This is a genomic window from Microbacterium sp. AC215 (assembly GCF_979258645.1).
Window position 1 is genome coordinate 482,707 of the sequence record NZ_OZ409869.1, and the last position, 24,407, is coordinate 507,113.

The window sequence follows — 24,407 nt, forward strand, 5'->3', positions numbered from 1 at the left end:
TTCCCCTGATAGAACTGCGCGACCGTCCTGTGGTGCGCGCACCTGAGAAAGGCCCTTTGCCACCATGCCCATGGAAATCCTCCTCTTCGGCCTTCTCGCCGTTCTCGTCGTCTTCATGTTCGTCAACGGACGCAAGCGCCAGAAGCAGATGAAGGCTGAGCAGGAGGAGAAGGCGACCAAGACCGTTCCCGGGGTGAAGGTGCTCCTCCAGGGTGGTATCTACGGCACGATCGTGGCCTACGACCACGACGACCTCGACTCGCCCGCGCTCGTCGAGATCGCTCCCGGCACCGTCATCGAGGTGCACAGCCAGGCGATCCTGCGCATCGTCGAGCCCAAGGACGCGATCGAGACCGACCCGGCAGTGCTCGCCGCCGAGGATGCACCGATCGTGAACGACGTTCCCGTCGTCGACGACGCTCCGGCCCTCGAGACTCCCGAGGAGACCCGTCGCCGTCTCGAGCGCGACGCCGACGACAAGTAGCCTTCGCGCTGCACCACCTCGGCACTCCGGCATCTTAGAAAGCTGATCACACGTGGCCACTTCTTCCCCGGTCCGTCATGCCTGGCGGGTCCTCATGGGCCTGCTCCTGGTGACGGGCGTCCTCTTCGGCATCAACGCGCTCGGCGTCCACGTGTTCGAGAAGAGCTCCTGGACCCCTGAGCTCGCGCTCGACCTGCAGGGCGGCACGCAGATCGTGCTCAGTGCCGAGACCGAGGACGGCGCTGCGCCCTCCCCGGAGCAGCTCGATCAGGCGGCCGCGATCATCCGCCAGCGCGTCGATGCGTCCGGTGTGGCCGAGGCCGACATCACCACCGAGGGCGGCCGCAACATCGTGGTGCAGATCCCCGGTGTCGCAGACGAGCAGACGCGTGCGCGCATCCAGTCCAGCGCGCAGCTGGAGTTCCGCCCGGTGCTCGCCACGACGGCCGGCACCAATCAGTACGTGGGTGAAGACGGCAACGAGACGGCGTATCCGACCCCGGACGACTCGCTGAACGCGACGCCGACGGCCGAGCCGACGGACGCGAGCGACCTCGCCTGGGTGACCGACAGGCTCGCCGCGGAGTTCCAGGCCTACGACTGCGCCAACCCCGAGAACGACCCCTCGAACGCGCCCAAGGACCAGCCGCTCATCGCGTGCGATCCCTCGGGCCAGGCGAAGTACCTCCTCGGTCCGACCGAGCTCACGGGTGACGCCATCACCGACGCATCCGCGGGTCGCGACCCGAAGACGGGCGCATGGCTCGTCCAGCTGACGATGAACGGCGACGGCGCCGAGGCCTTCGGCGAGGTGAGCACCCGTCTCAACCAGAACCGCCTCGCGGAGCTCTCGCCGCGTGATCAGTTCGCCTTCGTCCTGGACGGATCGGTGATCAGCGCACCGCGCATGAACGGACAGATCCTCGACGGTCGCCCGAGCATCTCGGGAGACTTCAACCAGGAGTCGGCGACCGCCCTCGCCGACCAGCTCAAATTCGGCGCCCTGCCCCTGAGCTTCGAGGTTCAGAGCTCCGACACCATCTCCGCGACCCTCGGCACCCAGCAGCTTCAGATCGGTCTCATCGCGGGCCTCATCGGTCTCGCACTCGTGGCGATCTACTCACTGATCGTCTATCGGGCGCTCGGCTCCGTGATCATCGCGTCCATCGCCGTGATGGCGGTTCTGACGTACATCATCATCTGCATCCTCGCGTGGCGATTGGGCTTCCGCCTGTCGCTCGCCGGCGTCGCGGGCCTCATCGTCTCGATCGGCTTCACCGCCGACTCGTTCATCGTGTACTTCGAGAGGATCCGAGACGAGCTCCGCGACGGAAAGTCGATCACCTCGGCGGTCGAAGATGGCTGGGGCAGAGCGAAGCGCACGATCTACATCTCGAAGTCGATCAACATCCTCGCGGCCGTGGTGCTGTACATCCTCGCGGACTCCACTGTGAAGGGCTTCGCCTTCACTCTGGGGCTCACGACCCTCATCGACGTGTTCATCTTCGTGATCTTCACGCACCCGGTGATGCAGCTGCTCGCCCGCACCAAGTTCTTCGGCGGGGGCCACAAGCTCTCCGGTCTCGATCCCGAATCGCTCGGTGCGGTGTACCGCAGCCGATCGCAGTTCCGTCAGGTGTCGACCGCCACCGCGGGCCGCGGGGCGAAGAACGCCAGAGCCAAGGGCGAAGCCGAGCGCCGTCAGACCATCGCAGAGCGCAAGCGCGCCGAAGCACTAGCCGGTGAGAGAACCACCCGCACCGGAAGCGAGGGGGACGCCTGATGGCTTCCATGAACGAGTTCGGTAACAACCTCTACACGGGAAAGACGTCCTTCCCGTTCGTCGGCAAGCGCCGCCTGTGGTTTATCATCGCGATCGTGCTGGTCGTCGGCTCGGCGCTGGTGCCGCTCATCCGCCCGATCCAGTTCTCGATCGAGTTCACGGGCGGGTCGCAGTTCACCGTGCAGGCGCCCGACAGCTTCGAGCAGGAGACCGCGAAGACCGCGGTGCAGTCGGTCGTACCCGGCGCGGCGACCAAGGTCGTCGTGGTGGGCGGCAACGACATCCGCGTCCAGACCGATCAGATGAGCGCCGCCGAGACGCAGCAGGTCTCCAACGCCCTCGCCGATGCCTACGGCGTCGAGCCCGAGAGCGTGACCTCGTCGTTCATCGGACCGGCGTGGGGTGAGAACGTCACCAAGCAGTCCCTCTGGGGTCTCGCGATCTTCCTCGCACTGACGTTCCTGATCCTCGCGATCTACTTCCGGACCTGGAAGATGTCCGCGGCAGCGATCCTCGGCCTGCTCGACGTCCTCGTCATCACGGTCGGCGTCTACGCCCTGGCCGGGTTCGAGATCTCACCGGCCGCGGTCATCGGATTCCTGACGATCCTCGCCTACTCGCTGTATGACACCACGGTGGTCTTCGACAAGATCAGGGAGAACACCACGGAGGACGGCGAGAACTCGACGCGAACCTTCGGCGAGTCGGTCAACCTGGCGGTGAACCAGACGCTCATCCGATCGATCAACACCTCCGTCGTCGCCGCACTGCCGGTCGGCGCGGTCCTTTTCATCGGAGCCTTCTGGCTGGGCGCCGAGTCCCTCACGGACATCTCGCTCTCGATCTTCGTCGGCATCCTGGTCGCGACCTACTCGACCCTGTTCGTGGCCGCGCCGCTCTACTCGCTCTTCCGCGAGAACGAGCCGCAGATCGCGGCACGAGATGCCAAGATCCGCGAGGCACGAAGCCTCGCGACCGCAGAGGCCCGATAGTCCCCGCTCCGCGGGGCCGCACCCCGTGGAGCACGCGTAAGCTGTTGTGATTCGGAGGTGAGCGGATGGCGGAACCGCAGACGGCGTCGCAGGGCTCCAGCCTGAGACGACTGGTTCCCCGCATCTTCTCCCGCGCGCCCAGGATCAACGACCTCGACAACCTGATCCGCACGGTCCGTGCGAATCACCCGCGAGGCGATCTCGCCGTCATCGAGCGCGCCTACGCCGTGGCCAAGGAGAAGCACACCGGCCAGCAGCGCCAGAGCGGCGAGCCCTACATCACGCACCCGCTCGCCGTCGCGCAGATCCTCGCGGAGATGGGCCTGGGTCCTCGAGCCATCGCTGCTGCACTGCTGCACGACACCGTCGAAGACACCGGCTATGCGCTCACCGACCTCACGGCGGAGTTCGGCGACGAGGTCGCGATGCTCGTCGACGGCGTCACCAAGCTCGACAAGGTCAAGTACGGCGAGAGCGCCCAGGCCGAGACCGTCCGCAAGATGATCGTCGCGATGTCGAAGGACATCCGCGTCCTGCTGATCAAGCTCGCCGACCGCCTGCACAACGCCCGCACGTGGGGATTCGTCCCGCCCGAGAAAGCTGCGAAGAAGGCCAAGGAGACGCTCGAGATCTACGCGCCTCTGGCCAACCGCCTCGGTATCCAGGCGATCAAGTCCGAGCTCGAAGACCTCTCGTTCGCCGTGCTGCATCCGAAGATCTACAACGAGATCCACAACCTGATCGCCCAGCGCACCCCGCAGCGCGAGAAGTACCTCGCTCAGGTCGTCGAGGAGATCGACGAGGACCTGCGCGATCTGCGCATCCGAGGCAAGGTCGTCGGGCGTCCGAAGCAGCTGTACTCGGTGTACCAGAAGATGGTCGTACGAGGCCGTGAGTTCGACGACATCTACGACCTGATCGGCATCCGCGTGCTGGTCGCGTCGGTGCGCGACTGCTACGCGGTGCTCGGCGCCATCCACGCGCGCTGGACGCCGCTGCCCGGTCGCTTCAAGGACTACATCGCCACCCCGAAGTTCAACCTCTACCAGTCGCTGCACACCACGGTGATCGGACCGTCGGGTCGGACGGTCGAGATCCAGATCCGCACGCACGAGATGCACCAGCAGGCGGAGTACGGCGTCGCCGCGCACTGGATGTACAAAGAGCGGATGAACGGCGGCAAGACCGAGGTCCGCGCCGCCGACAACGACATGGCGTGGCTCGCGCACATCTCGGACTGGCAGGCCGAGACGGCGGATCCCGGCGAGTTCCTCGACTCTCTGCGCTTCGAGATCGGCGCGAAAGAGGTCTACGTCTTCACGCCGAAGGGGCGCGTCGTCGGGCTACCGGCGGGTGCGACGCCGGTCGACTTCGCGTACGCCGTGCACACCGAGATCGGCCACCGCACGATGGGCTCGAAGGTCAACGGGCGCCTCGTGCCGTTGGAATCGGAGCTCAAGAGCGGTGACGTGGTCGAGGTCTTCACCTCGAAGAACCCCGACGCCGGCCCTAGCCAGGATTGGCTCGGCTTCGTCAAGAGCACCCGCGCACGCAACAAGATCCGCGGATGGTTCACGAAGGAGCGTCGCGAAGAGGCGATCGAGCAGGGCAAGGAGGCCATCGCTCGCGCGATGCGCCGCCAGAACATGCCGCTGCAGCGCCTGATGAGCCAGGACTCGTTCGCCGAGGTCGCACATCAGCTCCGCTATGAGGACGTCTCTGCGCTGTATGCCGCCGTGGGCGAAGGTCACGTCTCCACGCAGTCCGTGCTCGAGAAGGTCACCGCGCTGGTCGCGGCGACCGATCCCGCCACAGGTCCGATCGACCTCCCCGGCAGCATGCCGTCGCGGGAGCCCCGGGCAGGGGATTCGGGTGTCCTGGTGCGCGGAGCATCGGACATCCTCGTGAAGGTCGCGAAGTGCTGCACTCCGGTTCCCGGAGACGAGATCGTCGGTTTCGTGACGCGTGGCAGCGGCGTGTCCGTGCACCGCACGGACTGCCCGAACGTCAAGGCGCTCGCGAGCGAGGAGGACCGCTTCGTCGAGGTGTCGTGGGCCCCGACGACGAAGAGCGTCTTCCGGGTGCAGATCCAGGTCGAGGCCCTCGACCGTTCGGGGCTGCTCTCGGATGTCACCCGGGTGCTGAGCGAGCATCACGTCAACATCCTGTCGGCGACCGTCAGCACCACCGACGAACGCCTCGCCATCAGCCGCTTCGTCTTCGAGATGGGCGATGCCGTCCACCTCGACCGGGTGCTGAACGCGGTGCGTCGCATCGACGCGGTGTATGACGTGTACCGCGTCACCTCGTCCTGACGAGAATCCTCTCGAGCGCGCCGCGTCCGGCGCGCTTTCCCGGCACGCGGGTCATGCGCTCGAGCTCCCGAAGCGCAGCGGATATGAGATCCGGTTCGGCGTCGGCGAGGAGCACCATCCACCGATGCAGGGATCCGTCGCGGTGGAGTCCGAGAGCGAGATCGACCATGGTGCGCTCCGGCGTCATCACCGGTACGCCGCCGATCACGACGAGATCCGACGGCGGCAACGCTGTGTCATGAAGGATCACTCGTGCAGGCAGAGCGGGGCGGATCCGATGGCTCACTGCGCGCCGGACGTGATGGCGTGCAGGGGGAGTGTCACCGGCACCGTGGATCCATGCTGCCGTCGGGCCGGAGGCGGCCGTGTCCGCAGGGACGAGGGGCGCGAGCGCGGCTGCTCTCGCGGTTGCGCTCTCGACGAGATCGGCGGGGATGTAGCCCTCGCCCAGATCGACGAGATGCCCGTCGAGCCTCGCCGCGCTGAGTTCGGGGATCGTGAGGCGTTGGCCGGGCAGATACAGGAACGCGGGATGCATCACGCCAGTCTGGCGCGGTGCATCCCGCGTACTGATTCGATCCGGAGATCTGTGGAGAAGGTCAGCCGCCGAGGGCGTTGAGCCAGGTGCGGCGCGCTTCGAGTGCATCCGCCGCGGCCTTGGCGGCCTTCTTGTCTCCCGACTTCTCTGCGGCGGCCAGCTCGGACTCGAGCTTCTCGATCGCCTCGAGCAGCTGCGAGCTCATGTCGTTGGCGCGTGCCTTGGTCTCGGGGTTGTTCTTCTTCCAGTCGACCTCTTCGCGTGCCTTGAGCGCCTGCTCGATCACACGGAGACGATCGTCGAGAGCGCGCTCCTTCTCGCGGGGGAAGATGCGGCCGATCTCATCCCACTGGCGCTGGATGCCGGTGAGCAGCGCGCGGGCGCGCTTGATGTTCGGCTCGTCTGCGACTGCCTTGGCCTCTTCGAGAAGGGCCTGACGCGCTTCGATCTTCGGGGCGGAGTCCGCCTCTTCAGCCGCCGACTGCTCGGCACGAGCGGAGTACAGCGCGTCGCCGGCTGCCTTGAATCGCGCCCAGAGCGCGTCGTCGGCCTTGCGACCAGCGCGACCGGCGGCCTTCCACTCGTCGAGCAGACTGCGATACGCGGGGATGCCGTCGACTCCGCGAGGAGCGAGAGCCTCCGCGCGCTCGACCAGCCGCGTCTTGGCGTCACGAGCGGTCTTGTGGGTGTCGTCGAGCTCGGAGTAGAACGCGCGGCGTGCCTTGTCGACGGTGCCGCGCGCATCACGGAACCGCTTCCAGAGCTGCTGGGACACCCCCTTCGACAGACGAGGGCCGTTCTGCTGCTGCGCCTGCCACGCGTCGAAGAGTTCGCCGAGCTCGGCGGTCACCTGCTTCCACTGCACCTTCGAGAGGTCGCGGGCTGCGATCGCCTCGGCGCGCTCGACGAGAGCCGTGCGCTCGGCGATGGCCTTGTCGACCAGCTCCTTGGCCTGCTGGGCCTCCTGAGCGGTCGCCTCGGAGAGCGAGGAGGTCAGCGTGTTCAGACGCTCACGGAGTCCGGCGAGGTCGCCCACAGCGGCAGCGTCGGTGGCCTCGGTGAGAAGATGACCGGCCTGCTTGACCAGGTCACCCGCAGACGCGCCGCCGGCCTGGTGACGCTGCTCGAGCGTGTGCACCTTGAACGCGATGTCCTCGTACTTGCGCACGAAGTAAGCGAGTGCCTCGTCGGGGGTGCCGTCGGGATACTGCCCGACCACGCGCCACTCGTCGCCCTCGCGAACCTCGACCGTGCCGTCTTCGGCGACACGGCCCCACTTCGCTGCCTCGGCACTCGATGCGGAGGTCGCGGGCGATGCTGCGGCTGCGGGAGTCGCTGCAGTGGGCTTGGTCAGCTTTCGCGGCAGCGGCGCTGCCGGGGGAGCGGGAATGGGGGGAGTCGGCTTGGACGGCTCAGACACGGTGATTCTCCTTGCGCGGTAGGGCCCGCGGGAGGCGGAAAGGACGAGCTTCAGCCTAGTACGAGAGCGAGGTTGCAGTGTGGTCGTCGAATCTCACAATGGCCGTTACCGTTCTGTGAGCGAATCGTTCGACGCACGAAACACCGCGCGTCACATGCGGGAAACACCAGGCTCCTATCGTCGCCATCACGACGTCCCCCGGCGATTGGAGCAACATGAGCGAGGTCCTCCTCACACCCCAGGAGATCGTGGTGGTCGGTGCAGGGATGGTCGCGCATCGATTCGTGGAGAGCCTGATCAGCCGAGCCGAGACGCCGATGCATGTGACGGTGATCGGAGACGAGGCGCGTCGACCGTACGATCGGGTCGGACTCACCGGGTTCTTCTCGGGGGCCACTCCCGAGGAGCTCGAACTCGATCGCTCGGTGTTCGACGACTTCCGCGTGCGATTCCTCGCCGACGACAGGGTGCTGCGGATCGATCGCTCGGCCCGCACCGTCACGACGAGGTCGCGCACGAGCATCCCGTACGACACCCTTGTTCTCGCGACCGGCTCCTACGCCGCGAAGGTCGCCGTGGACGGTGCGGACCTGCCCGGCTGCTTCGTCTATCGCACACTCGACGACGTCCAGGGCCTCAAGGACTTCGTCGAGCGGCGAGGACGCATGCTCGGTCGTCCGCTGCGCGGCGCGGTGATCGGCGGAGGGCTCCTCGGGCTCGAGGCCGCCGGCGCTCTGCAGGGAATGGATGTCGACGCCACCGTCGTGCAGTACTCCGATCGCCTGATGTCGGCTCAGCTCGACTCAGCGGGTGGAGGGATGCTCAAGCGTCTGCTCGAAGCGCGTGGCATCTCGGTGCGCACCGGATCGAGAACGACTCGGCTGGACCCGGATGACTCCGGCGCGGTCACGGCTCTCGAGTTCCAGGACGGATCGATCGAACGGGCGGACGTCGTGGTCTTCACCGTCGGCGTGCGTCCCCGGGACGAGCTGGCGCGCAATGCGGAGATGCAGGTGGACTCCCGCGGCGGTGTGATCATCGACGATCGGTGCTCGACGTCCGACCCCCACATCCTGGCGATCGGCGAGGTCGCCAACTTCGACGGTCGCTGCGTCGGACTGGTGGCTCCCGGATACGCCATGGCAGAGGTGGCGGCGACGCGCCTGCTCGGAGGCGATGCGGCGTTCCCCGGCTACGACGACTCCTCCAAGCTGAAGCTCTCGGGCGTCGATGTCGCGAGCTTCGGCGATGCGATGGCCACGACTCCCCATGCGCTCGACGTCGTCTATGCGGATCCTGTGGCCGGTGTCTATAAGAAGCTCGTGCTGTCGGATGACGCTCAGACGCTGCTCGGTGGGATCCTCGTCGGCGATGCGGCGGCCTACGGAGCGCTGCGTCCCCTCGTCGGCGCGAAGCTCGGCGCCGACCCGGCCGCCTACCTGCTGCCGGAAGGCGGGAACGAGGCTCCTGGTGGCGAGCTGCCGGATGAGGCCGTGGTCTGCTCGTGCTCGAATGTGACCGCCGGGCGCATCCGCCGGGCGGTGCACGACGAGGGGTGCACGGACGCCGCCGCGGTGAAGGGCTGCACGAAGGCCGGGGCGACCTGCGGATCCTGCGTGCTGATGGTGAAGAAGGTCGTGGGGCAGGAGCTCACCAAGCTCGGCCAGACCGTGTCGCATGCCCTCTGCGAGCACTTCGATCTCTCGCGCCGCCAGCTCTTCGACGCGGTACGGGTGGCTCAGCTCACGACGTTCAGTGGCATCGTCGAGCGCTTCGGGCGCGGCCGAGGGTGCGACATCTGCAAGCCGGCGATCGCCAGCATCCTCTCGGTGCTCGTGGGCGCGCACGTGCTCGACGGCGAGAACGCCACGCTGCAGGACACCAACGACCACGTGATGGCCAACATGCAGAAGGACGGCACGTACTCCGTCGTCCCGAGGATGGCCGGTGGCGAGGTCACCCCGGAGGGACTGATCGCGATCGGGCAGATCGCGAAGGACTTCGCGCTGTACACGAAGATCACCGGCGGGCAGCGGATCGACATGTTCGGAGCGCGGCTCGAACAGCTTCCGGTGATCTGGCAGCGTCTGGTCGACGCGGGCTTCGAGTCGGGGCAGGCGTACGGCAAGTCGCTGCGCACGGTGAAGTCGTGCGTCGGGTCGACGTGGTGCCGCTATGGCGTCCTCGACGCGGTCGGCATGGCCGTCAAGCTCGAACTGCGCTATCGGGGGCTCCGTGCTCCCCACAAGCTCAAGCTCGGCGTCTCGGGCTGCGCTCGTGAATGCGCGGAGGCGCGGGGCAAGGACGTGGGAGTCATCGCCACCGAGACGGGGTGGAACATGTATGTCGGCGGCAACGGCGGCTTCACGCCGCGGCACGCGCAGCTGCTCGCGTCGGACCTCGACGACGAGGGTCTCATCAGGGCCATCGACCGCTTCTTCATGTACTACATCCGCACCGCCGATCGTCTGCAGCGCACGGCTCCCTGGTGCGAGGAGCTCGAGGGCGGACTCGACGGGCTGCGGAGTGTGATCTTCGACGACAGCCTGGGCATCTGCGCCGACCTCGATGCCTCGATGGCGCAGCACGTCGATCGCTACGAGGACGAATGGGCGGCCACCCTCGCTGACCCCGTGAAGCTCGAACGGTTCCGGTCGTTCGTCAACGCGGCCGATACGGCGGATCCGTCACTCGCCTATGTCTCTGAGCGCGGGCAGATCCGCCCGGCGTCGCCGGAGGAGCGTCGCGCCGGAGGCATCCTGATCGCCGGAACCGCTCTGGAGGTGCGCCGATGACCGTCGCGATGGACTCCACCACGCATGTGCGGGTATGCACGCTCGAGGACCTCGAGGTCGAACGAGGGCGAGCCGCTCTCTTGGACGGACAGCAGGTGGCACTGTTCCTCCTCTCGGACGGCACCGTGCTCGCAGTCGACAATCTCGACCCGTTCAGCGGAGCCAATGTCATCTCCCGCGGGATCGTGGGAAGTCGTGGGGATGTCCCCACGGTCGCATCCCCACTCCACAAGCAGATCTTCGATCTCCGCACCGGTGAGTGCATCGAGACCCACGGCAAGCCCCCCGCAGCACTGCGGGTGTGGCCGGTCGCGATCGACGACGGCGTCGTGTACGTCCAGATGCCGGAGAGCGTCGGATCATGAGGCGGACGCGTGTGGGCAGGGTCGACCTCGTCGGCGGTGGGCCGGGTCCCGCCGACCTCATGACGGTGCGCGCCTATCGCCTGCTGATGGCGGCCGACGTCGTGGTCGCCGATCGCCTAGGTCCGTTCGCGGAGCTCCGGAACGAGCTCCCGTCGCACGTCGAGGTCATCGATGTCGGCAAACGACCGGGTCACCACCCCGTCCCTCAGCACGAGATCGATGCCCTCCTCGTCGAACGCGCCCTCGCCGGCCACCGCGTGGTGCGGCTGAAAGGCGGCGATCCCTTCGTGCTCGGTCGCGGGGGAGAAGAGGTTCTCGCGTGTGAGGCCGCCGGTGTGCCGGTCAGTGTGACCCCGGGCGTCAGCAGCGCGATCTCGGTGCCTCAGGCCGCGGGGATCCCGGTGACCCATCGCGGCGTCGCGTCAGCGGTGCACATCATCAACGGGCACGGCGACCTCACCCCGAGTGCGCTCGCATCTCTGTCCGATCCGACGGTCACCACCGTCGTCCTGATGGGCGTGGCCTCGCTGCCTCGCCTCGCAGCCTCGGCCGCGTCGCACGGGGTGTCCGGCGACATCCCCGTGGCGATCGTCGAGAACGGTCACACCGAACGACAGCGGACCATCCGCAGCACCCTGGCGACGGCGGCGCAGGACGCGGCCGCTGCGCAGGTCGTGAACCCGTCCGTCATCGTGATCGGCGAGGTGGCTCGCGCGGGACTGCTGCTGCCGACGAGGGCGATGATCGCGGAGAGCGCCACATGACGACCGCGCGCACGCTCGACTCGGCGCTGGCCGGATGCACGATCATCGTCGCCGCAGACCGCCGCTCGATCGACCTGGCGACAGCCCTCGAGCGTCGCGGTGCGGTGGTCCATCGCGCGCCGGCGCTGAGCATCGTCACCAACTCCGACGACGCGCAGCTTCTCGCCCGCACCGAGCAGGTGATCGCCGCTCCTCCGGACATCGTGATCGTCACCACGGGCGTCGGGTTTCGCGGATGGATGGATGCCGCGCACGAGCACGGCCTCGACGGACAGCTCGACGCGGCACTGCAGGGCGCGCACTTCGTCGCACGGGGACCCAAGGCGCACGGCGCGATCCAGCAGGCGGGTTTCACGGCTGACTGGGTCGCCGAATCCGAGACGTCGGCCGAGGTCGGCGAGTACCTCCTCGCCTCCGGGGTCGCGGGCAAGCGGATCCTCGTGCAGCATCATGGCGCCGGATCGGACGGCCTCGACGAGTTGCTGGCGGATGCCGGAGCCGAGGTGCTCAGCATCACGGTCTACCGGTGGGGGCCGCCGCCGGATCCTGAGGTGGTGCGGCGTTCGGCATTGCAGGCGGCGGCCGGCGAGGCGGACGCCGTGCTGTTCACCTCGGCCCCGGGAGCGGCGTCGTGGATCGCGGTGGCAGAGGAGTCCGGCGCGCTCGAGCGCATCAGGAGACGCGCGGAGTCGGGCCGCCTCCTCCTGGCGTGCGTGGGCCCGATCACGGCCGCGCCGCTGCACGGCGCGAACCTCCGCACCACGATCGCCGACCGGGGACGACTCGGATCCCTCGCTCGAACGGTCATCGCGCATTTCGGCGGCGGGAGGGCACCGTCACTCCCGACCGACGCGGGTCTGGTCGAGGTACGCAGCGGCGGAGTCCTCGTGGACGGCATGTTCATCCCGCTCTCGCGGTCGGCTGCCGCCTTGATCGAGGCGCTCGCCTCTGCGGGCGGGCGTGTGCTCTCGCGCGCCGAGCTCGGGGGCGTTCTCCCCGGCGCCGAGCGCAACGGACATGCGGTCGAGGTGGCTGTCGCACGGCTGCGGGAGGCTCTCGGCGGCAACGAACTCGTGCACACGGTGGTGAAACGCGGCTACCGCCTGGCGGTCACCGAGTACTGAGCGAGGTGCGCGCGGGGGAGTGCGGGCAGTGAACGCCCCGTGTCCGCCACCCACAGGGACCGTGGTCTATCCGGCGGGGGCCTCAGTGGGTGCAGGCTCCGGCGTCGCGGGGTCTGTCGGCACGGGCGCCTCCGTCGGCTCGACGGTAGGCGAAGGCGAGGGGGCCGGGGGATTCACCTGCGCGTGAACGACCTGGCTCACCACGGCTCCGGCGACGATGAGCACTCCGGCGACGACGGCGATCGTGTTGTCGCGGGTGCGACGCCGGATCTGACCCTCATGCCACGTCTTGCGGGCGGTGTGCAGACGTGCGCGCTCCACCTCGGTGCGCGACTGCTGCGTGCTCTTCCCGCGTCCGGCCATTGCGTGCTCCCTTACTGGACGTGAATGTGCAACGTCGCCTGAGAGCCTACCGTCGAGATCGCGTCACGCCGTTCCCACCCGAAGTGTCGGTGCCCCGCGTTAGCCTGGACGGATGACCTCCGCCTCCGCACTGCTCTCCGGGCAGACGCCTCTCGCCGTGCGAATGCGCCCCGTGTCGCTCGATGAGGTCGCCGGTCAGAAGCACCTGCTGCGCGCGGGTTCCCCGATCGTCGCACTCGCCGACCCTGCCGCGACATCCCCGGGTGCCGTCTCGATCATCCTGTGGGGTCCGCCCGGCACCGGCAAGACCACTCTGGCGCAGGCGATCGCACGCTCATCGGGCCGCCGGTTCGTCGAGCTCTCCGCGATCACCGCCGGCGTGAAGGACGTGCGCGAGGTCATGCAGGAGGCGATCACCCAGCGCGACCTCTATGGCCAGACGACGATCCTCTTCCTCGATGAGATCCATCGGTTCACCAAGGCGCAGCAGGACGCCCTGCTCCCGGGCGTCGAGAACGGCTGGGTGCTGCTGATCGCGGCGACCACCGAGAATCCCTCGTTCTCGGTGATCTCGCCGTTGATGTCGCGATCGCTGCTCCTCACGCTCCAGCCGCTGACGGATGACGACATCGGGCTCCTGGTCGATCGGGCGGTGACCGATGCGCGCGGTCTCAATGGCGCGGTCACCCTGGCCGACGACGCGCGCGCGGCGCTGATCCGGCTGGCGTCGGGCGATGCGCGGCGTGCGCTCACCGGACTCGAGGCGGCAGCGGCCGTAGCCCTCTCGAAGGGGGAAGAAGGCGCGGTGCCCGCCGCGACGGCGGACGACGTCGCTCAGGCCGTCGACAAGGCGCTGCTGCGATACGACCGTCAGGGAGACGAGCACTACGACGTCATCAGCGCGTTCATCAAGTCGATCCGAGGATCCGACCCGGATGCGGCCCTGCACTATCTCGCGCGGATGATCGAGGCGGGGGAGGACCCTCGCTTCATCGCTCGGCGCCTGGTCATCTCGGCCTCCGAGGACGTGGGCCTCGCCGACCCGCAGGCGCTCTCCATCGCGGTCGCGGCCGCGGACGCCGTCGCGTTCATCGGAATGCCGGAGGGGCGGATCCCGCTCGCCGAAGCGACCGTCTATCTGGCCACGACAGCCAAGTCGAATGCGGCGTACGTGGGAATCGACCAGGCGATCGCCGACATCCGCTCCGGGGGGTTCGGACGCGTCCCGCTGCATCTGCGAGACGCGCACTATCCGGGCGCGAAGCGGCTCGGTCACGGCCGGGGATACGTCTACCCGCACGACAGCGAGTTCGGCATCCTGCCGCAGCAGTACCTCCCTGACGAACTGCGCGGAAAGCGGTACTACGAACCCAAGAACCTGGGTGCCGAGCGCGACATCTCGGCTCGCCTCGAGCGCATCAGACGCATCCTCGACGGGCGCTGACGCGAATCTGTTAGACTTGATCGGCTCGAAACCGTGTTTTCGGGCATCTCCTCGTTCACACCACACCTTGCTGGCGCCCCGGCGTGCGCTCCAAGGCAGAACGCGGACGATACGTCCGTGAGTCGTGAAAGACGCGACCACGTCATCGGAAGGAACACTTCGTGACCACGAAGTCCCAGGACCGCCGCAAGGTACGTCTGAGCCGTGCCCTCGGCATCCCGCTCACCCCGAAGGCCGCCCGCTACCTCGAGAAGCGTCCCTACGCTCCGGGTGAGCACGGCCGCACCAAGCGCAAGGCAGACAGCGACTACGCCGTCCGTCTGCGTGAGAAGCAGCGTCTGCGCGAGCAGTACGGCATCCGCGAGAAGCAGATGCGCAACACGTTCAACGAGGCTCGCCGTCAGGACGGCCTGACCGGTGAGAACCTGGTCGAGCTGCTCGAGATGCGTCTCGACGCCCTCGTCGTGCGTTCGGGCTTCGCCCGCACCACCGCGCAGGCTCGTCAGCTCGTCGTGCACCGTCACATCCTCGTCGACGGCCAGCTCGTCGACCGCCCGTCCTTCCGCGTGAAGCCGGGTCAGCTCATCCACGTCAAGGCCAAGAGCGAGGGCACCGAGCCCTTCCAGGTCGCAGCGGCCGGCGGTCACGCCGAGGTCCTGCCTCCCGTTCCCGGCTACCTCGAGGTCGAGCTCGACAAGCTCCAGGCTCGCCTGGTTCGTCGCCCGAAGCGCGCCGAGGTCCCCGTGACCTGTGAAGTGCAGCTCGTCGTCGAGTACTACGCAGCTCGCTGAGTTCCAGCTTTTCCGCAGAAGGCGTCGGGGTCACCCGACGCCTTCTGTCGTTTGCGCATACGATGGTGACACCGCGCCTTCGCGGGTCAGAGGCAAGGATGACGACATGAAGAACGTGCTGTGGTTCCTGATCGGTGTGATCGGCGGATTCGTCGCTGCGCATTTCATGAACAAGGACCCGCGCGGTCACGACATCCTCGCCGAGGTCGACGCTCGCTTCAACGAGTTCACCGGCATCATCGGCGACTCGTACCGCGAGCAGCAGGCGCGACTCGTAGACCCCGCGGACGACTGATCGCGCGCGGTCTCCCGGCCGCTGCCGCATCATCGCCCCGCCCTTCCACACCCTGTACGCAAGGACACCTGGCACCCCTATGAAAACTGCGGAGATCGCGCAGCGCTATCTCGACTTCTTCGAGAAGAACGACCACGTCATCGTCCCCTCGGCCTCTCTGGTCAGCGACGATCCGTCGCTGCTGTTCACGGTCGCCGGAATGGTGCCGATGATCCCGTACCTCACCGGAGTCGTGCCCGCACCGCACCCGCGCATCGCGGACCTGCAGAAGTGCATCCGCACCAACGACATCGAAGAAGTCGGGAAGACCGCGCGTCACGGCACCTTCTTCCAGATGATGGGCAACTGGTCCTTCGGCGACTACTTCAAAGAGGGCGCGATCCGCTACGCGTGGGAGCTGCTGACGAGCTCGGAGGCAGACGGCGGCCTCGGTTTCGACGAGAAAGACCTCTGGGTCACCGTCTACGAGACCGACGACGAGGCTGAGGCCATCTGGCGCGACATCATCGGCCTGAAGCCGGAGCGCATCCAGCGTCTGGGGCGTGCGGACAACTACTGGAACACCGGTCAGCCCGGTCCCGGTGGCCCCGACAGCGAGATCTTCTTCGACCGAGGTCCCGCGTACGGCAAGGACGGCGGTCCCGCGGCCGACGACTCGCGGTTCCTCGAGATCTGGAACCTCGTGTTCATGCAGGACTTCATCGACAACATCCGCGGCAAGACCGAGTTCGACATCGTGGGCGAGCTGCCCCAGAAGAACATCGACACCGGCATGGGACTCGAGCGCGTCGCGTTCCTCAAGCAGGGCGTCGAGAACATGTACGAGACGGATCAGGTGCGCCCGGTCCTCGATCGCGCGGTCGAGCTCTCCGGCCGCCGTTACGGTGCAGTCCACGAAGACGACGTGCGCTTCCGCGTCGTGGCCGACCACGTGCGCTCGTCCCTCATGCTGCTGTCCGACGGCGTCCGCCCGTCCAATGAGGGCCGCGGATACATCCTCCGCCGCCTCATGCGCCGCACGGTGCGCTCGATGCGTCTGCTCGGCGTCGACGAGCCGGTCTTCCCCGAGCTCTTCGCCACGTCCCGTGATGCAATGAAGTCGGCATACCCGGTGCTCGAGAAGGAATGGTCGACTCTCTCGGCCTCCGCCTTCGCCGAGGAGGAGACCTTCCGGCGCACTCTGGCGCAGGGGTCGACGATCCTCGATCTCGCGCTGGACGAGACGAAGAAGGGCGGCGGGGCGGCGCTGAGCGGCTCCGAGGCGTTCCTGCTGCACGACACGTACGGCTTCCCGATCGATCTCACGCTCGAGGTCGCTGAGGAAGCAGGTCTCGCGGTCGACCGTGAGGCGTTCGACACCCTGATGCAGGAGCAGCGCTCGCGCGCCAAGGCGGACGCTCGCAACCGCAAGCGTCAGCTCGCGGACGTCTCGGTGTACCGCGATCTCCGTGCGCTGGGCGAGACGGGCTTCGACGGCTACTCCGAGCTGGAGGTCGACTCGCGCATCCTCGGCATCCTGGTCGAAGGGCAGCCGGCCCGCACCGCCTCAGAGGGGCAGATCGCCGAGGTCGTGCTCGCCGAGACGACTCTCTACGCCGAGTCCGGCGGTCAGGTCGCCGACAAGGGCGTCATCGTCGGGCCGGGCTACGAGCTCGAGGTGCTCGATGTGCAGCGTCCGGTGCCCGGTCTGATCAGCCACACGGTCGAGGTCACTCGCGGGGCTGTAGCCGTGGACGACCCCGCGACCACGGTCGTCGACGCCGCCAACCGACGCGCCGCCAGGCAGGCGCACTCGGCGACGCACCTCGTGCATGCGGCGCTGCGTGACACGCTCGGACCGACCGCCACGCAGGCCGGTTCGCTCAACCGTGCCGGGTACATGCGTTTCGACTTCTCGTGGTCTCAGGCTCTCTCGGCCGACACGCGCACCGAGATCGAGGAGATCACCAACCGCGCGGTCAACGACGCCCTCGAGGTCACGACTCGCATCGTGACGCTCGACGAGGCGAAGGAGGCCGGTGCTATGGCGCTCTTCGGTGAGAAGTACGGCGACGTCGTGCGGATGGTCGACATCGGGGGTCCGTGGTCGCGCGAACTCTGCGCGGGCACGCACGTCACCACGAGTGCCGAGATCGGCCTCGTCAGCGTCGTCGGCGAGTCGTCGGTCGGCGCGTCGAACCGCCGCATCGAGGCCCTGGTCGGCCAGGACGCGTTCCGGGAGCTCGCTGCAGAACGCGCGCTCGTGTCGCAGCTGACCACCTCGCTCAAGACCCCTCGCGACCAGCTCGCCGAGCGCATCGCGGATCTCTCCGCCAACCTCAAGGCGGCCGAGAAGCGCATCGCCCAGTTCGAGTCCAAGGAGCGCGCGGGCCGTGTCCCGGCCATCGCCGATGCCGCGAACCGCGTCGGCGCGTTCCGTGTGGCCGCGCAGTCGCTCGGTGAGGTGGCGTCGGCCGACGATGTGCGCGAGCTCGTCCTCGGCGTCCGCGACCGTCTCGGTTCCGACCCCGCCGTCGTCGCTCTCGGCGCTGTCGTGAACGGACGCCCGGTGGTGGTCGTCGCGACGAACGATGCCGCGCGCACCGCCGGAGCGAAGGCCGGTGCCCTCGCGAAGCGCGCCGCCTCCGTACTCGGCGGCGGCGGAGGAGGTCGTGACGACGTCGCTCAGGGTGGTGGCACAGATGTCGCGGCCCTGCAGGCAGCGCTCGAGGCCGTGTCGCAGGAGCTGCAGTCAGCGTGAGCGGCTTCCGCCGCGGCGTGCGGCTCGGTGTCGATGTCGGGCGTGCCCGGGTCGGCGTCGCCCGCTGCGATCCGGACGGCATGCTCGCGGTGCCGGTCGAGACCGTGCAGCGCAACGACACGTCGATCGACAGGATCGCCGCGATCGCCGAGGACTTCGACGTGCTCGAGTTCGTGGTCGGGCTGCCGGTCAATCTGCAGGGCGCCGACACCGCGTCGACGACCGACGCTCGCGAGTTCGCCGCGGCTCTGCAGGCGCAGACGGGCACTCCCGTCCGGCTCGTCGACGAGCGCCTCAGCACCGTCACCGCACACGCCGCTCTGCGTTCTTCGGGCAGAACACAGAAGAAGTCTCGTAGCATTGTGGATCAGATCGCCGCGGTGATCCTGCTGCAGCAGGCGATCGACACGGAGAAGAGCACCGGAAACCCGCCCGGTGCCACGATTCCGCTCGACGAGGAGTCCCCCCGATAATGCCCGAACGCGAGAGCGCTTCGCCTCAGCACGATCCGGATGCCCGTCTGGGCGATCTGTTCGAGAACCTTCCCGACCCGTCGCCGCAGATCCCGACGGTCGACAACACCCCGCCCGCTCCAGGGTCGCGCCGGGCGGCGCGTGAAGCCGCGGCTGCGCAGCCCGGGGCTCCGGCCGGGCCAGCCGCCGCCCCCGCGGACCGCTCGTCGTCGGACGATGCGTCGACCAGCGCGATGCCCGCACTGTCCGCGGACGAGCCCGTTGCCGCCCGACTTTCCGAAAGCGAGTCCTCCGTCGGCGAGGCGGCCGCGGACCGAGCCGAATCCGGCTCGGGGTCGGAAGCATCTGCCGGCGCCGCGGTGGGCGCCGCGTCGGGGAGCGCGGCAGCAGGCGGACGCCTCGAAGACCTCTTCCACGCGCATCCGGAGCACGATGCCGGCCACCCAGCGCCCGCGAAGAAGAAGCGCCGCACGGGCTGCCTGGTGGCGCTCGTCATCGTCCTCGCCGTGATCGGCGGCATCGTCGGCGCGGGATTCTGGGCGTGGGGCACCTACGGCGACAAGATCAGCGAGGCGCTCGGATGGGGCGACCCCAAGGACTGGGAGCCCGGGCTCGCATCCGGCGAGGTGCTCGTCACCATCCATGAGGGCGACACCGGCGCTCCCGTGTCCACCGCGCTCTACGAAGCGGGCGTCACGCGCACGGAGGACGTCTTCTACGACTACCTGGTCACCGAGAACGTCGCGGTCACCTTCTATCCGGGCATCTACAGCCTGAAGGAGAAGATGACAGCCGAGGCGGCGCTCGAGGCACTGCAGGACCCCGCCAACAAACGCGAGAACTCTGCGAGCGTGGGCGAGGGCGCGACCATCGAATCCTCCCTGCCCGACATGGCCGAATCGCTCGGCATGCCCATCGAGGAGCTCCAGGCGGCGGTCGACGCCGACCCTGCGACCTACGGCGTGACCGCGCAGAGCCTCGAGGGGTGGCTGTTCCCGGCCGTCTACACGTTCGATCCGGGAGTCACCGCCACCCAGGTCATCCAGCGGATGGTCGACCGCACGAAGGAATCGCTGACAGAGGCCGGGGTGCCGGCAGAGGATGCTCAACGCGTGCTCACGATCGCCTCGATCATCCAACGTGAGGGCCTCACCGCAGACTTCCCGAAGGTGTCTCGTGTGATCGAGAACCGCCTCGACATCGACATGAAGCTGCAGATGGACTCGACGGCGCAGTACGGCTACGGTTCGCTGCACGAGGGCGTCGTGTCGAGCTCGGCGGAGGCGCTCGAGGACGACAATCCTTGGAACACCTACGTGCACACCGGCCTGCCGGTCACGCCGATCGCGAGCCCGAGCTTCGCTGCGATCGACGCGGCGATGCACCCCGCAGACGGCCCCTGGCTCTACTTCGTGACGACGAACCTCGCCACCGGAGAGACCCAGTTCTCGGTCACCTACGAGGAGCACCTGCAGGGAGTCGAGAAGTGGGAGCAGTGGTGTCAGGAGAACCCCGACGGGGGTTGCTCGGCCGGATGAGCTCCCCGCGGCTCGCAGTCTGGGGCGACCCGATCGCGCACTCCAAGTCTCCGCAGCTGCACGCGGCCGCCTACCGTGCGCTGGGCCTCGATTGGGAGTACACGTGTCGCCAGGTCGACGACGTGGCGTTCGACACGGCTCTGGCCACTCTGGACGGTTCGTGGCGGGGGCTCTCGCTCACGATGCCGCTGAAGGAGAAGGCGCACAGCGCGTCGGTCACGCACGATCGCTATGCCGACCTCACCGGAGCAGTGAACACGCTGCTGCTCACCGACGGCATCCGCGGCTTCAACACCGATGTCGGCGGGATCCTCGACGCCCTGGGCGAGCAGGACCTTCGGGGAATCGGTGATGTCCGCATCCTCGGCGCCGGCGCCACGGCATCCTCGGCTCTGGTCGCGTGCGTCGAGGCCGGGGCCCGCACTGTCGATGTGAGGGCGCGCCGTCCCGAACGGGCAGCCGGACTGGTGGCTCTCGGACGGAGACTCGGCGTCTCGATCACGACCTCGACGTTCGATGCCGACGCCGACGATGTCGGGCTCACCGTCGCGACGCTCCCCGGAGGCTCCGTGCTGGACGAGGCGACGTCAGCGCGCCTCAGCGAGAGCGGGGGCGCGCTGTTCGACGTCGCGTACTCACCCTGGCCGTCGGCGCTCGCATCGGTGTGGCGCGGGGGGCGGGCCGTCTCCGGGGAGGCGATGCTGCTGCGTCAGGCCGTGCGCCAGATCCGCATCTTCCTGCACGGAGACCAGAGCGTTCCGCTCCCCTCGGAGGAGGTCGTGGTCGCCGCGATGGAAGCCGCACTGTAGTCACCGGCTGTCACGCGGCACGATCCGAGGCGAAACGCGTGGGAGACTAGACCAATGCTCCGCGTGCTCACGGCCGGCGAATCGCACGGCCCAGAACTCATTGCCGTCATGGAGGGTCTGCCTTCGGGCGTCCCGGTGTCCTCCGAGGCGATCCAGGCCGATCTCGCACGACGCAAGCTCGGCTACGGTCGAGGGTCTCGCATGAAGTTCGAGCAGGACGAGCTGACGATCTCGGGCGGCGTCCGCCACGGCAAGACGCTCGGAAGCCCGATCGCTCTTCGCATCGGCAACACGGAGTGGCCGAAGTGGATCGAGGTCATGAACCCGGAGCCGGTCGAGCTGACAGACAGGTCGCGTGGCCGGAGCGCACCGCTGACCCGCCCGCGGCCGGGACACGCCGATCTCGTCGGCATGCAGAAGTACGACTTCGACGAGGCTCGACCCATCCTCGAACGTGCCAGCGCCCGAGAGACGGCGGCCAGGGTGGCGCTCGGCGCCATCGCGCGCTCGTTCCTCGGCGAGCTGGGCATCCGTCTCGTCAGCCACACCCTCTCGATCGGCCCGGTGCGCGTGCCCGACGGCGCCGCGCTGCCGACCCCGGACGACGTGGACCGGCTGGACGCCGATCCGCTGCGTTGCTTCGACGCGTCGACTTCCGCCCTGATGGTGGCCGAGGTCGATGACGCGAAGAAGGACGGCGACACGCTCGGCGGGATCGTCGAGGTGCTCGCCTACGGTCTTCCGCCCGGACTCGGCTCGCACGTCCACTGGGATCGCCGTCTGGACGCGCGGCTGGCGCAGGCTCTCATGAGCATCCAGGCCATCAAGGGCGTAGAGGTCGGCGACGGCTTCGAGACCACACGACGACGCGGATCCGCGGCTCACGACGAGCTGTTCGCGACGTCAGACGGCATCTCGCGCGGCTCCGACCGCGCCGGAGGCACCGAGGGCGGGATGTCGACGGGCACGGTGTTGCGCGTTCGTGCAGGCATGAAGCCGATCGCCACCGTGCCGCACGCGCTGCGCACGATCGACATCGCGTCCGGCGAGGATGCCACGGCGCACCATCAGCGATCCGACGTGTGCGCCGTGCCTGCGGCAGGCGTCGTGGCCGAGGCCATGGTCGCCGTCGAGCTCGCCAACGCCGTGCTCGAGAAGTTCGGCGGCGACAGCATCGGCGAGACGCGCCGCAACCTCGACGCCTACCTCGCTGCGATCCCGGCCGAGCTGCGGACGACGCCTGCGTCCGAGGCGGCGCTCATCGCGCATGACGAGCGCGGCTGACCCGCTGTCGCTGGTGCTCGTCGGCCCGATGGCGGCGGGCAAGACCAGCGTCGGTCGTCGTGTCGCGCGCAAGCTCGGCGTCCCTTTCGTCGACACGGACAAACGGGTGGTCGCGGTGCACGGCCCGATCCCCCTGATCTTCGAGGAGCACGGGGAGTCGCATTTCCGCGCGCTCGAACGCGCCGAGGTCGCAGAGGCGCTGCGTGCGGGCGGCGTGATCTCGCTGGGCGGGGGAGCGGTGACCGACCCTGCGACCAGGAGGCTGCTGCTCGACCACCCGGTCGTCTTCCTGACGGTCACCCCCGCAGCGGTGGCTGACCGCATACAGAGCGGCGGCCGACCGCTGCTCGCGGGCGACGACCCTGTCGGGCGATGGACGCAGATCTTCGAAGAACGTCGAGACTGGTATGACGAGGTGGCATCCGTGACGTTCGACACGTCGCGGCGCCCCATGCAGCGCATCGCCGACGACATCGCGGCGTGGAGGAGAGAACTGGGATGACTACGACAACCATCAGCGTGACGGGCGAGAACCCCTACGACATCGCCATCGGGCGGGGGATCCTCGATCGGGTGTCCGCGGCACTCGATCCCGGAGTCCGCAAGGTGCTGGTCGTCCACCCGCCGACCCTGGCCGCGCGTGCGGCAGAGCTTCGTGACAGGCTGCTCGCCGATGTCGAGAACGGTCCGCGGGAGGTCCTGCTCGCCGAGGTGCCGGATGCCGAGCAGGGCAAGCGCATCGAGGTCGCCGCCTTCTGCTGGCAGGTCATGGGGCAGGCTGACTTCACGCGCTCGGACGCGGTCGTCGGATACGGCGGAGGCGCCGTGACCGACCTCGCCGGATTCGTCGCGGCGACCTGGCTTCGCGGCGTGCAGCTCGTGCAGGTGCCCACCACCGTGCTCGGCCTCGTCGATGCCTCCGTGGGCGGCAAGACGGGGATCAACACCGCTGAGGGCAAGAACCTCGTCGGAGCGTTCTGGGCTCCCCGTGCGGTGATCGGCGATCTCGACGAGCTGGCGAGCCTCAGCCCGAACGAGGCGACCGCCGGATTCGCCGAGGTGGTGAAGGCGGGGTTCATCTGGGCACCGGAGATCCTCGACATCATCGAAGCCGATCCGGTGCGCGCCGTCGACTCGACCACACCGGAGTTCCGGCGTGCGGTCGAGCTCGCGATCGACATGAAGGCCCAGGTCGTCTCGGACGACTTCCGCGAGGCGGGGCAGCGCGAGATCCTCAACTACGGCCATACGCTCGGCCACGCCATCGAGCATGCCGAGCGCTACCGCTGGCGGCACGGCGCGGCGATCTCGATCGGCATGCTGTACGCCGCCGAGCTGTCGCGACTCGCGGGGCGACTGTCGGACTCCGCAGCGGAGCGCCACCGCACGATCCTCGAGTCGCTGGGCCTTCCGACCGGCTACCGTGCCGGTGCGTGGCCGCAGCTGCTGGCGACGATGCAGCGCGACAAGAAGAGCCGCGGCGGCATGCTGCGCTTCATCCTTCTCGACGACATCGCGAAGCCCACCGTGCTGCAGGCACCCGATGAGTCGCTGCTCTTCGCCGCCTACCAGGAGATCGGCGAATGACCCGCCGCATCCTGCTCGTGAACGGGCCGAACCTCAACCTGCTCGGCAGTCGCGAGCCCGAGGTCTACGGCACGGCGACGCTCGCCGATGTGGAGCGACTCACCGCTGAGGCGGCCGCAGCCGAGGGCTTCGAGATCCGCGCTGTGCAGAGCAATCACGAGGGTGTGCTGATCGACGCGATCCATGCCGCGCGCGCGGACTGCGCGGCGATCATCATCAATCCGGGCGGGCTCACGCACACGAGCGTGTCGCTGCGCGATGCGCTCACGGGAGTCGCGCTGCCGTTCGCCGAGGTGCACATCTCCGACGTGTACGCACGTGAGGAGTTCCGGCACCACTCGTACCTGCACGATGTCGCTGCGGTGCGGGTCATCGGCGAGGGTGTCGACGGCTACGCGAGCGCTGTGCGGCAGCTCGCAGCGCTGATCCCGTAGAATCGACTCTCGGCCCACCCCAGTCCAGACCGGACGCGAGCGGCCCCCAGACTCGAGAAACGGAAAGTC

At 68.2% G+C, this 24,407-nt stretch carries 22 protein-coding genes; 19 read left to right on the forward strand and 3 right to left on the reverse strand.

Going from position 1 to position 24,407, the window contains the following annotated elements; genetic code table 11:
- The first annotated feature begins 70 nt into the window (after positions 1-70).
- From ACZZZF_RS02550 to ACZZZF_RS02565, 4 genes are all read left to right on the forward strand, one after another.
- Positions 71-484: a preprotein translocase subunit YajC gene (locus tag ACZZZF_RS02550; protein ID WP_053096173.1), complete on the forward strand. Its 414-nt coding sequence runs from the start codon at positions 71-73 to the stop codon at positions 482-484.
- Positions 485-536: 52 nt separating this feature from the next.
- Positions 537-2,267, forward strand: coding sequence for a protein translocase subunit SecD (gene secD, locus ACZZZF_RS02555; protein WP_053096171.1), 1,731 nt, complete (start codon positions 537-539; stop codon positions 2,265-2,267).
- A complete protein-coding gene (gene secF / locus ACZZZF_RS02560) occupies positions 2,267-3,259 on the forward strand; it encodes a protein translocase subunit SecF (RefSeq protein WP_053096169.1) in 993 nt (330 codons plus the stop codon). The genes secD and secF overlap by 1 nt, the downstream gene beginning before the upstream one ends.
- A 65-nt stretch (positions 3,260-3,324) precedes the next feature.
- Complete coding sequence (locus ACZZZF_RS02565; protein WP_053096167.1) at positions 3,325-5,574, forward strand: RelA/SpoT family protein; 2,250 nt, start codon at positions 3,325-3,327, stop codon at positions 5,572-5,574.
- On the opposite strand, the gene ACZZZF_RS02570 is transcribed toward ACZZZF_RS02565, so the two are convergent.
- On the reverse strand, positions 5,561-6,112 hold the full coding sequence (locus ACZZZF_RS02570; protein WP_463496968.1) for a type IV toxin-antitoxin system AbiEi family antitoxin: 552 nt from the start codon (positions 6,110-6,112) through the stop codon (positions 5,561-5,563). The genes ACZZZF_RS02565 and ACZZZF_RS02570 overlap by 14 nt on opposite strands.
- Positions 6,113-6,173: 61 nt before the next feature.
- Positions 6,174-7,538 (reverse strand): DUF349 domain-containing protein, encoded by a 1,365-nt coding sequence (locus ACZZZF_RS02575; RefSeq protein WP_285365566.1) that lies wholly within the window; start codon positions 7,536-7,538, stop codon positions 6,174-6,176.
- 209 nt (positions 7,539-7,747) lie between these two features.
- Between ACZZZF_RS02575 and nirB the strand changes: the two genes are divergently transcribed.
- Genes nirB through ACZZZF_RS02595 form a run of 4 tightly spaced genes read left to right on the forward strand, consistent with a single transcriptional unit; the run spans position 7,748 to position 12,580 of the window.
- Positions 7,748-10,327, forward strand: a complete 2,580-nt coding sequence (gene nirB / locus ACZZZF_RS02580; protein WP_463496970.1) for a nitrite reductase large subunit NirB — start codon at positions 7,748-7,750, stop codon at positions 10,325-10,327.
- Positions 10,324-10,692: a nitrite reductase small subunit NirD gene (gene nirD, locus ACZZZF_RS02585; protein ID WP_463496972.1), complete on the forward strand. Its 369-nt coding sequence runs from the start codon at positions 10,324-10,326 to the stop codon at positions 10,690-10,692. Before nirB ends, nirD begins: the two co-directional genes overlap by 4 nt.
- On the forward strand, positions 10,689-11,456 hold the full coding sequence (gene cobA, locus ACZZZF_RS02590) for a uroporphyrinogen-III C-methyltransferase (protein ID WP_053096161.1): 768 nt from the start codon (positions 10,689-10,691) through the stop codon (positions 11,454-11,456). The genes nirD and cobA overlap by 4 nt, the downstream gene beginning before the upstream one ends.
- On the forward strand, positions 11,453-12,580 hold the full coding sequence (locus tag ACZZZF_RS02595) for a uroporphyrinogen-III synthase (RefSeq protein ID WP_463496975.1): 1,128 nt from the start codon (positions 11,453-11,455) through the stop codon (positions 12,578-12,580). Before cobA ends, ACZZZF_RS02595 begins: the two co-directional genes overlap by 4 nt.
- 66 nt (positions 12,581-12,646) lie before the next feature.
- On the opposite strand, the gene ACZZZF_RS02600 is transcribed toward ACZZZF_RS02595, so the two are convergent.
- Positions 12,647-12,943 (reverse strand): hypothetical protein, encoded by a 297-nt coding sequence (locus ACZZZF_RS02600; RefSeq protein WP_053096157.1) that lies wholly within the window; start codon positions 12,941-12,943, stop codon positions 12,647-12,649.
- Between the two features lie 112 nt (positions 12,944-13,055).
- Between ACZZZF_RS02600 and ACZZZF_RS02605 the strand changes: the two genes are divergently transcribed.
- From ACZZZF_RS02605 to aroQ, 11 genes are all read left to right on the forward strand, one after another.
- Positions 13,056-14,387, forward strand: coding sequence for a replication-associated recombination protein A (locus ACZZZF_RS02605; RefSeq protein WP_082297813.1), 1,332 nt, complete (start codon positions 13,056-13,058; stop codon positions 14,385-14,387).
- Between the two features lie 161 nt (positions 14,388-14,548).
- On the forward strand, positions 14,549-15,178 hold the full coding sequence (rpsD, locus tag ACZZZF_RS02610; RefSeq protein ID WP_052677824.1) for a 30S ribosomal protein S4: 630 nt from the start codon (positions 14,549-14,551) through the stop codon (positions 15,176-15,178).
- Between the two features lie 106 nt (positions 15,179-15,284).
- Entirely contained in the window at positions 15,285-15,473 is a 189-nt protein-coding gene (locus ACZZZF_RS02615; RefSeq protein WP_053096155.1) for a hypothetical protein, read from the forward strand.
- A gap of 79 nt (positions 15,474-15,552) precedes the next feature.
- Positions 15,553-18,213 (forward strand): alanine--tRNA ligase, encoded by a 2,661-nt coding sequence (alaS, locus tag ACZZZF_RS02620; protein WP_463496977.1) that lies wholly within the window; start codon positions 15,553-15,555, stop codon positions 18,211-18,213.
- On the forward strand, positions 18,210-18,686 hold the full coding sequence (ruvX, locus tag ACZZZF_RS02625; RefSeq protein ID WP_053096151.1) for a Holliday junction resolvase RuvX: 477 nt from the start codon (positions 18,210-18,212) through the stop codon (positions 18,684-18,686). Before alaS ends, ruvX begins: the two co-directional genes overlap by 4 nt.
- Entirely contained in the window at positions 18,686-20,224 is a 1,539-nt protein-coding gene (gene mltG / locus ACZZZF_RS02630) for an endolytic transglycosylase MltG (RefSeq protein ID WP_463496979.1), read from the forward strand. The genes ruvX and mltG overlap by 1 nt, the downstream gene beginning before the upstream one ends.
- Positions 20,221-21,033: a shikimate dehydrogenase family protein gene (locus tag ACZZZF_RS02635; protein ID WP_463496981.1), complete on the forward strand. Its 813-nt coding sequence runs from the start codon at positions 20,221-20,223 to the stop codon at positions 21,031-21,033. Before mltG ends, ACZZZF_RS02635 begins: the two co-directional genes overlap by 4 nt.
- A 54-nt stretch (positions 21,034-21,087) precedes the next feature.
- Positions 21,088-22,317, forward strand: a complete 1,230-nt coding sequence (gene aroC, locus ACZZZF_RS02640; RefSeq protein WP_463496983.1) for a chorismate synthase — start codon at positions 21,088-21,090, stop codon at positions 22,315-22,317.
- Entirely contained in the window at positions 22,301-22,819 is a 519-nt protein-coding gene (locus ACZZZF_RS02645; protein WP_363520671.1) for a shikimate kinase, read from the forward strand. Before aroC ends, ACZZZF_RS02645 begins: the two co-directional genes overlap by 17 nt.
- Positions 22,816-23,904 (forward strand): 3-dehydroquinate synthase, encoded by a 1,089-nt coding sequence (gene aroB / locus ACZZZF_RS02650; protein WP_463496985.1) that lies wholly within the window; start codon positions 22,816-22,818, stop codon positions 23,902-23,904. The genes ACZZZF_RS02645 and aroB overlap by 4 nt, the downstream gene beginning before the upstream one ends.
- Positions 23,901-24,338: a type II 3-dehydroquinate dehydratase gene (gene aroQ / locus ACZZZF_RS02655; RefSeq protein ID WP_056278775.1), complete on the forward strand. Its 438-nt coding sequence runs from the start codon at positions 23,901-23,903 to the stop codon at positions 24,336-24,338. The genes aroB and aroQ overlap by 4 nt, the downstream gene beginning before the upstream one ends.
- Positions 24,339-24,407: the final 69 nt, after the last annotated feature.